Origin of the sequence: Cobetia sp. Dlab-2-AX (assembly GCF_024124625.1) — a bacterium.
Classification (GTDB): domain Bacteria; phylum Pseudomonadota; class Gammaproteobacteria; order Pseudomonadales; family Halomonadaceae; genus Cobetia.
Genome location: NZ_JAMXRV010000001.1, coordinates 313,372 through 325,873 on the forward strand (window position 1 = coordinate 313,372; position 12,502 = coordinate 325,873).

8 protein-coding genes and 4 tRNA genes are annotated in these 12,502 nt (G+C 60.7%); 1 reads left to right on the forward strand and 11 read right to left on the reverse strand.

Features of this window, described 5'->3' with window-relative positions:
• Positions 1-289 precede the first annotated feature (289 nt).
• Entirely contained in the window at positions 290-1,288 is a 999-nt protein-coding gene (locus NH396_RS01370) for an NADP-dependent oxidoreductase (RefSeq protein WP_253061078.1), read from the reverse strand.
• 264 nt (positions 1,289-1,552) lie between these two features.
• Here NH396_RS01370 and NH396_RS01375 point away from each other — a divergent pair, with 264 nt between their 5' ends.
• On the forward strand, positions 1,553-2,509 hold the full coding sequence (locus NH396_RS01375; RefSeq protein WP_176677550.1) for a LysR family transcriptional regulator: 957 nt from the start codon (positions 1,553-1,555) through the stop codon (positions 2,507-2,509).
• Between the two features lie 247 nt (positions 2,510-2,756).
• On the opposite strand, the gene NH396_RS01380 is transcribed toward NH396_RS01375, so the two are convergent.
• The 10 genes from NH396_RS01380 to NH396_RS01425 all read right to left on the reverse strand — a co-directional run bounded on the left by NH396_RS01380 (position 2,757) and on the right by NH396_RS01425 (position 12,276).
• Positions 2,757-4,571, reverse strand: coding sequence for a SurA N-terminal domain-containing protein (locus NH396_RS01380; protein WP_253061080.1), 1,815 nt, complete (start codon positions 4,569-4,571; stop codon positions 2,757-2,759).
• Positions 4,572-4,848: 277 nt separating this feature from the next.
• Positions 4,849-5,121: an HU family DNA-binding protein gene (locus NH396_RS01385; RefSeq protein ID WP_043331296.1), complete on the reverse strand. Its 273-nt coding sequence runs from the start codon at positions 5,119-5,121 to the stop codon at positions 4,849-4,851.
• A gap of 177 nt (positions 5,122-5,298) precedes the next feature.
• Positions 5,299-7,707 carry an endopeptidase La gene (gene lon / locus NH396_RS01390; protein ID WP_253061082.1) on the reverse strand — a complete coding sequence of 803 codons (2,409 nt, stop codon included), beginning with the start codon at positions 7,705-7,707 and terminating at the stop codon, positions 5,299-5,301.
• Between the two features lie 232 nt (positions 7,708-7,939).
• The gene (gene clpX / locus NH396_RS01395; protein ID WP_043331299.1) at positions 7,940-9,229 is read right to left on the reverse strand and encodes an ATP-dependent Clp protease ATP-binding subunit ClpX; all 1,290 of its coding nucleotides are present in this window, start codon (positions 9,227-9,229) and stop codon (positions 7,940-7,942) included.
• Between the two features lie 85 nt (positions 9,230-9,314).
• Positions 9,315-9,935: an ATP-dependent Clp endopeptidase proteolytic subunit ClpP gene (gene clpP / locus NH396_RS01400; RefSeq protein ID WP_043331300.1), complete on the reverse strand. Its 621-nt coding sequence runs from the start codon at positions 9,933-9,935 to the stop codon at positions 9,315-9,317.
• A 122-nt stretch (positions 9,936-10,057) separates the two neighbouring features.
• Positions 10,058-11,410, reverse strand: coding sequence for a trigger factor (gene tig / locus NH396_RS01405; RefSeq protein WP_253061084.1), 1,353 nt, complete (start codon positions 11,408-11,410; stop codon positions 10,058-10,060).
• Positions 11,411-11,725: 315 nt separating this feature from the next.
• Positions 11,726-11,800: transfer RNA gene (locus NH396_RS01410), tRNA-His, on the reverse strand.
• Positions 11,801-11,868: 68 nt separating this feature from the next.
• A tRNA-His gene (locus tag NH396_RS01415) sits at positions 11,869-11,943 on the reverse strand.
• 93 nt (positions 11,944-12,036) lie between these two features.
• Positions 12,037-12,113: transfer RNA gene (locus NH396_RS01420), tRNA-Arg, on the reverse strand.
• A gap of 86 nt (positions 12,114-12,199) precedes the next feature.
• Positions 12,200-12,276 (reverse strand) — tRNA-Pro (locus tag NH396_RS01425).
• Between the last annotated feature and the right edge of the window lie 226 nt (positions 12,277-12,502).

Below are 12,502 nucleotides of genomic sequence, written 5' to 3' on the forward strand. Positions count from 1 at the left end.
CGAACGATGGTCTGCATTCTAGAGCAGTGACCAAGACCAAAGTAGAGCACAGGCCGCACGTCTTTGGTTCGTAAGAGTCACCAATCCTCACAACCAGTGATACTTAGCGACCAGTAATGCGTGATGGCAAATGTTTGGCCACCCACGCAAAAGGCCCGCCGCGGCGAGCCTTTCGTGACTGTCTGAGCACCGCGCGTACGCGCGGTGTCAGGTGTTCGGGTCTCCAGTCCGGATCTTCAGTAATGCTGGCTCAGCTCTCAGCACTCAGTTCTAAGATCAAGCTCTAAGATCAGAGACGCACCAGCATCTTGCCCTTGTTGCCACCCGAGAACAGCTTGAGGAAGGCGTCCGGCGTCTGCTCGAGCCCTTCTTCCACCGTCTCTTCGTAGTCGATATCGCCCTTGGCGACCTGCGGCCCTACCTCTTCGAGGAAGCGGCTGTAGTTCTGCCAGTGATCAAAGACGATGAAGCCTTGCATGCGCGCGCGACGGATCAGGATCATCGAGATGTTCGAGGGGCCAGGCGCCACCTCGGTATCGTTGTAGCTGGAGATCATGCCGCAGACGGCGATACGAGCGCCGACATTCAGGTTGTTCAGCGCCGCCACCAGGCAATCACCGCCGACGTTCTCGTAGTAGACATCGAAGCCGTCCGGGCAGGCTTCCTTGAGCGCCTTCGTCAGCTGCTCGGCATCCTTGCCCTTGTAGCTGACCGCCTTAACGCCCCGCGCTTCCAGCCAATCGAGCTTTTCCTGGCTGCCGGCGATGCCGACGACGGTGCCGCCCTTGGCCTTGGCCAGCTGGACGGCGAGCGAGCCGACCGCACCGGAGGCCGCGCTGACCAGCACGTTATCGCCCTCTTTCATCTCGGCGATGATGTTGAGGCCGGTCCAGGCGGTCATGCCCGGCATGCCCAGCACGCCCAGGTAGGCCTGCTCCGGCACCTCGATGCTCGGCAGCGGTTCGATCTGGTCACCAGAGAGCTGCGCGATGTCACGCCAGCCCCCCATGTGACGTACCTTGTCGCCGCTCTTGAAGCGAGAGTCACGTGACTCGATCACTTCACCGACGGCGGCCCCCTGCAGCGGCGCATTGAGCTCGAAGGGGTCGATATAGGTCTTCACGCCGCTCATGCGGCCACGCATGTAGGGATCGACGGATAACCAGCTGTTGCGAATGCGCACCTCACCTTCGCCCAGCTCGCTCAGCTCTTCTTCACGCAACTGGAACAGGTCGCGTTCCGGGGTGCCTTTCGGATAGTCGGTGATCGTGTAATAGCGTGTCTGCATGCGATGCTCCTTGCGAATGATCTGGTCAAACGACTTGTGATCAGAATCGTCATCAGGCCGCTGGCCCGAGGCCTCAACCCTGTGACGACTGGCCGCCGCAAGCGTTGCTCGGCGACGAAGTGCCCCCAGATTACGCGCGCTCCCGATATCACACCAATGACAGAAACTGAATCCCGGTATGCATGAGACTGATATCATATGCGGTTGAAACTGCACACTTTCATCCCAGCGACTGGGCCGCCTCGCTACCGGGAACCACTTGCCATGCACCTGGCTGAACTTGCCCGCCATGATCTCAATACGCTGGTTGCGCTGCATGCGCTGCTGGAAACCCGCAGCGTGTCGCGGGCCGCTGAGCGCCTCAACCTGAGCCAGCCTGCGGTGTCCCGCACCCTGGGCCGTCTGCGCGAGGCCTTCGATGACCCCCTGTTCGTACGCGCGCAACGCGGTCTGCGCCCCACCGCACGCGCAGAGGCCCTCAGGCAGCCCCTCGCCCGTCTGCTGCAGGAGCTGGGTGCCCTGCTGGCACCGCCCGAGTTCTCGCCTGGAGATAGCCAGCGTCGCTTTCAGCTGGCCACCACCGATTACGGTATGCACGCCTTCGTGGCGCCCCAGATCGCCCCACTGCACGCGCAGGCACCCGGCATCCGCCTGGATATCCAGGCCTATGGCGGCAATGTCGAACAGCAGCTGGAAGAAGGCGGGCCGGAGCTTGCGATGTGCGTGCCCACCGCCAGGGTGCCGGCCGGCGTGCATGGTCGCGAGATCGGGGATGATCAGTTCGTCTGCGTGATGCGCCAGGACCATCCGCTGGCAGCGAAGGAGACCTTGAGCCTGGAGGACTTCCTCGCCGCCAGTCACCAACTGATCAGCATGGGCGGTGATGAGCGAGGCGCGGTGGACCTCAAGCTGGCGGAACTGGGACTGAGTCGTCAGGTGGTCATGCGCCAGCCCCATTTTCTGGCCGCCTTCAGTGTCAGCTGTCACAGCGACCTGCTGCTGTGCGTGCCGGGCTGTCTGGCCATCAGCATGCTCGATCAGCTGCCGCTGGCCCTGCGTCCGCTACCCATCACCCTCAACCGCTTCTCCTACTGGCTGGTGTGGCACGAACGCCTGCATCATGACACTGGCCACCGCTGGCTGCGCCAGACGCTCTCCACAGGCATTCAGGTCCGTCACCGCGAACTCTCCCAGCAGCTGCGTCAGCGGCTGGGCTCGTGACTTGATACATGACGCGTGACCTGACACCAAGCTCGTGATCTGACGCCACACCCGCACGTAGCCTCGCGGCCTGAGCTTCGCTACCTGAGCCTGCGAGGCTTGAACCCAATGACCTGAACTCAATGGCTTGAACCCAACGGCTTGAACCCAACGGCTTGAACCAAAAAAAGACCGCCACCCCAAGGGGTGACGGTCTCATTGGCAGGCAACGCTGCCCACGCCAGTTGCCTGGCTCATTTGCGCTCGATCAGTTGCGCTCGATCTCGGCACGCTCGCGCAGGGATTCCTGCAGGCCCGTGACAGCGGCCTGAGCACGCAGACGTGTGGCCAGACGCGAGAGGAACTGGTCCATCTCGCTCGGCTCGGCCTCGCCGATCTCGGTCAGGGCGATCAGCGCGATGCCACCACTCAGCGACGCCTTGCCGTAGACCGGCTGGCCATCCTGCGGGTGCGCCAGCGTGAAGGCCTGCTTGACCAGGCTCTGCGGCAGCTGGGTGCTGGCCTGACGGCTGACGTCGTCAGCCTGCTGCCAGTCAATCCCTTCGAGTGATCCGCCCTGGCGCAGCGTCTCCAGACGCTTCTCGGCCAGTGCCTCGAGTGCCTTGGCAGTCTTGTCGGCCTTGGCTTCGCGCTGAACCTGCTGCTTGACCTCATCCAGTGCCAGCGTGGTGGCCGGGCGCTGCTCGAGGACGCGCAACACCAGACGACGGCTGTCATCCAGTTCGATGACATCACTGTTGTAGCCCTCTTTCAGCACTTCGTCACCGAAGGCTGCCGCCATCACACCCGGCTCGGACAGCAGTTCGTCATCGTTTTCCTGCGCGACCCAGTCGGTCTTCTCAAGCGGCAGGTCCAGATCCTCGGCGACGCTGGCCAGATCATCCGCCGCGAAACTCTCGTCCTTCAGCTGTTGCGCCTTCTCGTTGAAGGTATCGCGGGAAGCGGCCTGACGGGCTTGCGTCAGCAGCTCGTCGCGCATGTCCTCGAAGGGCGCGATGTCCAGACCGGTCACCTTGATCAGGTGCAGGCTGTCGCCGGTATCGACGATATCCGACACCTGGCCTTCATCCAGCGCGAAGGCCGCGTCATCGAAGTCTTCACCGAAGATACCGCGGGTGATCACGCCAAGCTCACCGCCATCCTCGGCCGTGGAGCTGTCTTCGGAGACCTCGGCCGCCACCTTGGCGAAGTCTTCGCCGTTGGCGAGTGCGTCACGTGCGCCCTCGAGCTTGGCACGTGCCGCCGCATCATCGTCACCCTTCTCGACCATGATGTGCGCGATCTCCCGCGGCGCGTCGGCACGCTTGGCCGCATATTCAGCCTTCAGCGTGTCTTCGCTGATATCGCCACCGCTGGCCAGCTCGTTCTGGTCCAACAGTACGTAGGCCAGCTTGACCTGTGCCGGACGACGGTAGTTGTCCTGATGGTTGTCATACCAGGCCTTGAGCTCGTCTTCGCTGACCGTCACCGGCGCATCGAGGTCCGCGCTGCTCAGCGTGGCATAACGGAAGGTGCGCGTCTGACGCTGCAGCTGGCTGAGCTTCTCTTCTTCGCCCGGCAGCACGAAGGCACTGGCGGCAAAGCCGTCGGTCAACTGTTGGCGCAGGGTGTCGCTGCTCAACTGCTGACGGAAGGAGGTGGGCGAATAGCCGGCGCTGGCCAGACGATTGCGGAACAGGTCGGCATCGAAGCGTCCCTTGTCGTCCTGGAAGTCCGGAATGCTCACGATCAGTTGATCGAGCTGCGCATCGGACATGTGCAGGCCGCCTTCCTCGGCGTATTGATCCAGCAGGCGGGAATCGATCATCTGGTTGATGATCTGATTGCGTGCTTCGCGCTCCTGTTCCGGCGCTACCTGGCCAGAACGGATGGCACGCTGGACTTCGGTTTCCACCGCCTGACGGCTGATGGTATCGCCATTGACCGTGGCCACGTCGTCACTGCTGGCAGTGAAGGCGCCAATGATCGACTCAACACCAAAGAAGGCAAAGGTGACGACAATGAAACCAACGATCGTCTTGGCCACCCAGCCATGCGACCGGTCTCGAATTCGTTGCAGCATGCAGGCCTCGAACTACAGGGATTGGAATGGCCACAAGGGCCGCGACTCAGTGACTGATGATTATACGCATGCCGCAGACAGATGCAGGTGACTTTGCACGACTGACTGACTCGCCAGGGTCATCAAACGCTTGCGCCCTGCCGACATGGCCGGGTTCAGCCACAAAAAAAGCGCATCGCCAGGCGATGCGCTTCGATGTTCTGGTGCCGGTTCGGCAGTCATCAGACCACTCCCGAACCGGTACCGCGCCACCGGGTGCCTGCGAAGCAGGCAGACCTCAGTTGACGGCGTCTTTCAGTGCCTTGCCAGCCTTGAAGCTCGGCACCTTGGCAGCACTGATCTCGATCGGAGCGCCAGTCTGCGGGTTACGGCCAGTACGTGCAGCACGTTCCTTGACAATAAAGGTGCCGAACCCGACCAATGCCACGGTTTCACCCTTCTTCAGGCTATCAGTGACGGTGTCGACCATCGCATCGAGTGCACGGCTAGCTGCTGCTTTCGGAATGTCGGCAGATGCAGCAATGGCTTCGATCAGCTCGGATTTATTCACTCTTCACCCCTTGAATTTGCAAAAATTACCAGAAATCAGCGCGAAAATTACGGGTGCTAAACGCGATCGCGACGAAGCGGAGTTTATAGCAACGCCCTCAAACGACTGTCAAGCAACCTCACGCGCAAAACCGCACCACGCCGACATTTCGACAGCGGCATGGCCAAAAAAATCCCGTCAATGTGTACTGATCATTGTCTGACGACCACCGGCATCGTCTGAACGAGAATCGTCCTTCTCAGCAGTCGACTTTTCTGCTAGAGCCACCTCAAGCACCTCGTCGATCCAGCGCACCGGCCGAATATCGAGTGCATCCTTGATGGTGTCCGGAACCTCCTTGAGGTCACGGCGATTTTCCTCGGGAATCAGCACAAGCTTTATACCACCGCGTCGCGCCGCCAGCAATTTCTCCTTGAGGCCACCGATCGGCATGACTTCGCCACGCAGGTTGACCTCACCGGTCATTGCCACGTCACAGCGCACGGGGCGTCCACAGTAAGCGGATACCATCGCGGTGACCATGGCAGCGCCCGCACTGGGGCCGTCCTTGGGCGTGGCGCCTTCCGGCACGTGGATGTGCAAGTCTTCCTTCTCGAAGCGCTCAGCCTCGATACCGAAGGCCTCGGCACGCGCACGCACCACGGTGTGGGCCGCACTCACCGACTCCTTCATGACGTCGCCCAGTGATCCGGTCTTGCTGACACGGCCCTTGCCCGGCGTGACGACAGATTCGATGGTCAGCAGCTCACCGCCGACGGAGGTCCAGGCCAGGCCAGTGACACGGCCGATCTGGTCCTCGGCATCGGCGAGGCCGAAGCTGTACTTGCGGACCCCCGCGTAGTGCTCGACCTGCTCGGCCTCAAGGTGCATGGAAGACAGTGCGCCCTCCTTTGCCTCGGCGACCACACGCTCGCGCACGATCTTGCGGCAGACCTTGGCGAGCTGGCGCTCAAGCTCACGCACACCGGCTTCACGCGTGTAGTAACGGATCAGCTCGAGCACGGAGGCTTCGCTGAAGGTCAGCTCGCCCGGCTTCAGGCCATTGGCCTTGAGCTGCTTGGGCGCCAGGTAGCGCATCGCGATGGCCAGCTTCTCGTCTTCGGTGTAACCCGGCAGACGGATGATTTCCATGCGATCGCGCAGCGGGCCCGGAATGTTCATCGAGTTGGACGTACAGATGAACAGGGTCTCGGACAGATCGTAATCCAGCTCGAGATAGTGATCGGCGAACTTGTCGTTCTGCTCCGGGTCCAGCACCTCAAGCAACGCCGAGGCCGGATCACCGCGGTGGTCCATGCCCAGCTTGTCGATCTCGTCGAGCAGCACCAGCGGATTCTTCACGCCCGTCTTGACCATGCGCTGGATGATCTTGCCCGGCAGTGCCCCGATATAGGTGCGGCGGTGACCGCGGATCTCGGACTCATCGCGCACGCCGCCCAGCGCCATACGGGTGTACTGGCGGTTGGTGGCACGTGCGATGGACTTGCCCAGCGAGGTCTTGCCGACACCCGGCGGACCGACCAGACACAGCACCGGCCCCTTGAGCTTCTTGACGCGCTTCTGCACGGCGAGATACTCGAGGATGCGTTCCTTGACCTCATCCAGACCGTAGTGATCCTCGTCCAGCACCTTGGCGGCGTGGTCGATGTCGTGACGCACACGCGTGCGCTTCTTCCAAGGCACGTCGCACAGCCAGTCCAGGTAGGTGCGCACCACGGTCGCCTCGGCGGAAGTCGGCCCCATCATCTTGAGCTTGTTGAGCTCTTGGGTAGCCTTCTCCTCTGCCTCCTTCGGCATGCCGGCGTCCTTGATGCGACGCTCGTACTGCTCGACCTCGTTGGGCACGTCATCCAGCTCACCCATTTCCTTCTGGATGGCCTTCATCTGCTCGTTGAGGTAGTACTCGCGCTGCGACTTCTCCATCTGCTCCTTGACGCGGGTACGAATGCGCTTCTCGACCTGCAACAGGTCGATCTCCGCTTCGATCAGCGTCATCAGGTGCTCGATGCGGTCACGCACCTTGTCCATCTCGAGCAGCGCCTGCTTGTCATTGATGCCAAGCGACAGGTGCGCGCTGATGGTGTCCACCAGACGGCTCGGGTCCTCGATGCCCTGCAGGCTGCCCAGCACTTCGTTGGGCACCTTCTTGGAGAGCTTCACATACTGCTCGAATTGATTGAGCAGTACGCGTACCAGGGTTTCCTGCTCCCGCTCGGACAGCGGCTGGCTGTCACGCAAGACGACATCGGCAATGCTGTGGCCGTCGTCGTGCAGGCGGATCGCCTGGATATCGGCGCGCGAGCTTCCCTCGATCAGCACCTTGACGGTGCCATCAGGAAGCTTGAGCAGCTGCATGATGTCGGCAACGGTGCCGATGGCGAACAGGTCTTCCGCCGTCGGGTCGTCCTGGCTGGCTTCACGCTGCGCCGCAAGCAGGATCTTCTTGTCGCCTTCCATGGCCACTTCGAGGGCCTGGATCGACTTTTCCCGGCCGACGAACAGCGGAATCACCATCTGGGGATAGACCACCACATCCCGCAGCGGCAGCAGCGGAAGTGTCAGGGTCTGATCTTCGTTCTGCTCCATGGCAGACGTTCCTCGGTATTCTGTGGGTGGGCCGCCTCACACGGCACTTTGATACTAGGACCATGGGGGCAAGGTCATGATTTTGCAATGATCCCGACACGCCTGGCGGTAACTCAACGCTGAATGAAGCCGTGCGTGCCCCGCGAATGCATCACAGTAAGGATGACTTGCGAGCGCAAACGCAACGGGGGGCCTTGCGGCCCCCCGTTGGTGCGACTCAGGCCCGGACGTTTCAGCCGTCCTTGCCGGCCACCTTGCCCTGACTCTCTTCGTTCTTGGAGTAGATCAGCAGCGGCTTGCTGTCGCCGGCAATCACCGACTCATCCACCACCACCTTGCTGACACTCTCCTCGGACGGGATGTCATACATGGTGTCGAGCAGCACGGACTCGAGGATCGAGCGCAGACCACGTGCGCCGGTACGACGCTCGATGGCCTTGCGAGCCACGGCACGCAGCGCATCTTCGCGCAGGTCCAGCTCGACATCTTCCATCTCGAACAGGCGCGAGTACTGCTTGACCAGCGAGTTCTTCGGCTCGGTCAGAATCTGCACCAGGGCATCTTCATCCAGCTCGGTCAGCGTCGCGATGACCGGCAGGCGGCCAACGAACTCGGGAATGAGACCGAACTTGACCAGATCACCCGGCTCGACGTCTGCCAGCACGCGACCCACGGTCTTCTCGTCCTGCTTGCTCTTGACCTCGGCATTGAAGCCGATGCCACCCTTCTCGGCGCGTTCGCGGATCACCTTGTCCAGGCCAGCGAAAGCACCGCCGACGATAAACAGGATGTTGCCGGTATTCACCTGCAGGAATTCCTGCTGAGGGTGCTTGCGACCGCCCTGCGGCGGCACCGAGGCAGTGGTGCCCTCGATCAGCTTGAGCAGTGCCTGCTGCACGCCTTCACCCGAGACATCACGCGTGATGGAGGGGTTGTCGGACTTGCGCGAGATCTTGTCGATCTCATCGATGTAGACAATGCCGCGCTCGGCCTTCTCGACATCGTAATCGCATTTCTGCAGCAGCTTCTGGATGATGTTCTCGACGTCCTCACCGACATAGCCCGCTTCGGTCAAGGTGGTCGCATCCGCGATGGTGAACGGGACGTTCAACAGGCGCGCCAGCGTCTCGGCCAGCAGCGTCTTGCCGCTACCGGTCGGGCCGATGAGCAGGATGTTGGACTTGCCCAGTTCCACTTCATCCGCGGCCTTCTGACCGGCGCGCAGACGCTTGTAGTGGTTGTACACCGCCACGGACAGCACACGCTTGGCGCGGTCCTGGCCGATCACGTAATCGTCGAGAGTGGAACGAATCTCACGCGGCGCCGGCAGGCGATCATCATCACCTTCGGCGTCGGCTTCGAGGACCTCTTCGCGAATGATGTCATTGCACAGATCGACACATTCGTCGCAGATGTAGACGGAAGGTCCTGCGATCAGCTTGCGCACTTCATTCTGGTTCTTGCCACAGAAGGAGCAGTACAGCAGTTTGCCGTTCTCGTCCTTGCCTTTGCCGTCAGCCATTCGCGTACCTCTCAATGGCGGCGACTCCCCGGGGAGCCGCCGGAAATGCATGTTTGCCGACGTCAGGTCAGCCGTTTACGCGGGATCATTCCACGTCGGGACGGCGTTCCAGCACGGCATCGATCAGGCCGTACTCCACTGCCTGATTGGCCGCCATGAAGTTGTCACGGTCGGTATCATTGGCAATGGTGTCGAAGTCCTGGCCAGTGTGGTGCGCGAGAATGCGATTGAGCTTCTCACGGATGGTCAGGATTTCCTTGGTGTGAATCTCGATATCCGTGGCCTGACCCTGATAGCCGCCCAGCGGCTGGTGGATCATGACGCGGGAATTCGGCAGCGCGTAGCGCTTGCCGGCGGCACCGCCTGCCAGCAGCAAGGCACCCATGCTGGCTGCCTGGCCGATGCACACGGTGGACACGTCGGGCTTGATGAACTGCATGGTGTCGTAGATCGCCATCCCTGCAGTCACGGAGCCACCCGGCGAGTTGATGTACAGATGGATGTCCTTGTCCGGGTTTTCAGACTCGAGGAACAACAGCTGAGCCACGACCAGATTGGCCATGTAATCCTCAACCGGACCCACAAGGAAGATCACCCGTTCCTTCAGCAGGCGGGAATAGATGTCATAGGCCCGTTCGCCGCGAGCATTCTGCTCGACAACCATCGGAACCAGACCGCCAGCATTCTTGATGTCGAAGTCGTTCATGGGGGCTTCCTTCATCCGATGACATTGATATCCATTGAGCATGCCACTTTACCCCGCCCACTGACCAGAGACCCGGCCGTAGCCGGGTCCTGGTCTAGCAAGCACTAGGGGTCAACCAAGCTTCAGGCTTGCTCGCCTTCGGCTTCAGCAGCCTCTTCTTCTGCTTCTTCCTGCTGCTGTGCAGCCTGCAGGGCTTCCTGGTAGGACATGGCAACGTCCTTAACCTGAGCCTGTGCCAGCAGCTTGTCAACGGCCTTCTCTTCAAGCAGCACCGACTTGAGCTGATTGCGAGCCTGTTCGTTGGAACCATAGTACTCGGTGACCTGAGCCGGGTCCTGGTACTGCTGAGCCATTTCTTCAACGCGAGCATTCAGCTCTTCGTCACTGACGTCCATCTCGTTGCTGCTGACGACTTCGCTGAGCAGCAGGCCAGTCTTGACGCGCTGGACCGCCTGGTCCTGGAACAGCTCGCCCGGCAGCTGGGAGACGTCGAAGTCTTCGCCCAGACCGAACTGCTGTGCCGCCTGACGCTTCAGACCGTCGATTTCCTGGTCGGCCAGAGCCTGCGGCACGAGGATGTCGTTGGCCTTGGTCAATTCGGCCAGCACCTGCTGCTTGACGCGATTCTCGATCGCGTTCTTCAGCTCACGCTGCATGTTCTTCTTCACTTCCACCTTGAAGCTTTCGACATCGGCAGCTTCCAGGCCGAACTGGGCGATGAACTCTTCGTTCACTTCCGGCAGTTCCTGAGCCTTGACGGCGTGGACCTTGACCTTGAAGGTCGCTTCCTGACCGGCGAGGTGCTCGGCCTGGTAGTCAGCCGGGAAGGAAACCTTGATTTCCTTGTCGTCGCCGGCAGCAGCGCCGACCAGCTGCTCTTCAAAGCCCGGGATGAAGCTGTTGGAGCCCAGCACCAGCTCGTGACCTTCTGCCTTGCCGCCTTCGAAGGCCTCTTCACCGAGGAAGCCTTCAAAGTCGATCTTGACCTGGTCGCCGTCAGCGGCAGCGCGCTCGACGTCGGTCCAGGAAGCGTTCTGCTTGCGCAGGGTCTCGATCATCTCTTCGACGTCGGCGTCGGTCACTTCAGCCTGCGGACGCTCGATTTCAGCGCCTTCGATCGGCTTCAGTTCGATTTCCGGGTAGATTTCCAGAGTCGCGACGAACTCCAGATCCTTGCCGGCTTCATCGACGGTCGCGTCGATCTTCGGCCAGCCAGCCGGGTTCAGTTCGTTTTCGGTGACGGCGGTCACGTAATGCTGGCGCATGATCTCGCCAACGATCTCGTTGCGCACGTCCTTGCCGTAACGCTGTTTCACCACTGCCATCGGCACGTGGCCCTTGCGGAAGCCGTTCAGACGAACGGTCTTGGCGGTTTCCAGAAGACGGGCGTTGACGGCCTGGTCGACTTCAGAAGCCGGCACCGTGATGGTGACCGTGCGCTCGATCGGAGAAGTCGTTGCGACAGAAGCTTGCATGAAAGTTCCTCTACCCACTGGTGGCGTTCGAATCATAAAGGCGAAGATTGTAGAAACCCCGCCACGCGCTGGCAAGCGCGGATATGACCCCTTCATATGGTGCCTTGGTCCAAGTTATTCAAGGACCCCGGCCATTTTCTGCTCCACCTACCCGCCAGACAGGCGCCTGGAGCGCCCGGCGACGCGGAATCGTCATGCATGGAGCAGTGCGAAAAAACCAAAAAAAAGGAGGAGAAAGCCATTGGCCTTCTCCCCCTTTTGCGGCATGCCGCCCGCCCAAGTGGGCTAGGCAGCATCCTGATATTCATCGAGACGTGGGGTGGATGATGGGGTTCGAACCCACGACCACCGGAGTCACAATCCGGGGCTCTACCACTGAGCTACACCCACCACTTCTGGAGATTGGACAGAAAGCCTGCCGTCTCCATCTCGTTGATACTGCTCAAGCTGACATGCAATGGGGTGGATGATGGGGTTCGAACCCACGACCACCGGAGTCACAATCCGGGGCTCTACCACTGAGCTACACCCACCACTGCATGAACATCTTCACATCGTCTGGTCGCAGTCATCAGGCTCAATGAAGAGCATTCCGACATCCACTTCGATGACAAACATCATCTCGATGGCACGCCCAGCAGGACTCGAACCTGCAACCTACGGCTTAGAAGGCCGTTGCTCTATCCGGTTGAGCTATAGGCGCAGAAATCAATGCTGCGAGTCAACCTCCGGACAAAGCCCTGAATGCTGCTTCAGAAGACCTAAGCCTTGCGATACATTGCATTCAAGTGGTCGGGATAGAGGGATTCGAACCCCCGACATCCTGCTCCCAAAGCAGGCGCGCTACCAGACTGCGCTATATCCCGAAACCGTCTTCAACCGACCGTCGAACCCCGTCGATGCGAGGCGTATTCTACCGAACTTTCGTCTGCGGTCAAGCCCTTACGTGAATTCTTTCCAAAAGAATCGTTTGCCCCTCGCGCTGTCATGCCAATGTCATGTCGCGAGCTTTCATCCATGAAGCCCCCAACATCTCTGCTTGCTGATACAAGCCGCCTTACCTGTCATCGCTTCTGCCACTGATACAGTGAT

Coding starts and splice junctions, on each gene's coding strand:
- clpP (WP_043331300.1), bottom strand. CDS start 9,935: ATGAACGACTTCGACATCAAGAATGCTGGCGGTCTGGTTCCGATGGTT.
- lon (WP_253061082.1), bottom strand. CDS start 7,707: ATGGAGCAGAACGAAGATCAGACCCTGACACTTCCGCTGCTGCCGCTG.
- NH396_RS01380 (WP_253061080.1), bottom strand. CDS start 4,571: ATGCTGCAACGAATTCGAGACCGGTCGCATGGCTGGGTGGCCAAGACG.
- tig (WP_253061084.1), bottom strand. CDS start 11,410: ATGCAAGCTTCTGTCGCAACGACTTCTCCGATCGAGCGCACGGTCACC.
- NH396_RS01370 (WP_253061078.1), bottom strand. CDS start 1,288: ATGCAGACACGCTATTACACGATCACCGACTATCCGAAAGGCACCCCG.
- NH396_RS01375 (WP_176677550.1), top strand. CDS start 1,553: ATGCACCTGGCTGAACTTGCCCGCCATGATCTCAATACGCTGGTTGCG.
- clpX (WP_043331299.1), bottom strand. CDS start 9,229: ATGGCTGACGGCAAAGGCAAGGACGAGAACGGCAAACTGCTGTACTGC.